Genomic DNA, 506 nt, shown 5'->3' on the forward strand with positions numbered 1-506 from the left:
ATCCTGGCCGGCGGCGCGATCAACTCGCCCCAACTTCTGCAACTGTCCGGCGTCGGCCCCGGCGGCCTGCTGCGCGAGCATGGCGTTGAGGTGATCCATGACCTGCCCGGCGTCGGCGAGAACCTGCAGGACCACTATCTGGTGGCCGCCCGCTACCGGCTGAAATCGGGCACCATCTCGGTCAACGAGCAGAGCAAGGGCGGACGCCTGGCCGCCGAGGCGATGAAGTACCTGCTGTTCCGCAAGGGCCTGCTGACCCTGTCGGCGGCGCATGTGGCGGCGTTCTGCAAGTCTCGCCCGGATCTGGCCGGACCGGACATCCAGTTCCACATCCTGCCCGCGACCATGGACCTGGAGAAGCTGTTCAACGAGCAGAAGATGGAGCTGGAAGGCGCCCCGGGCATGACCATCGCGCCCTGCCAGCTGCGTCCCGAAAGCCGCGGGCACATCCGCATCAAGTCGGCCGATCCGTCGGTCTATCCGGCGATCTTCGCCAACTATCTGGC

The 506-nt window shown here is 66.6% G+C and carries 1 protein-coding gene; it reads left to right on the plus strand.

The features are described from left to right. A partial coding sequence (locus ACFC20_RS17845) for a GMC family oxidoreductase N-terminal domain-containing protein (protein WP_375194152.1) occupies window positions 1-506 on the plus strand: 506 nt, incomplete at both ends.

Source organism: Marinobacter sp. (assembly GCF_041984545.1).
GTDB lineage: Bacteria > Pseudomonadota > Gammaproteobacteria > Pseudomonadales > Oleiphilaceae > Marinobacter.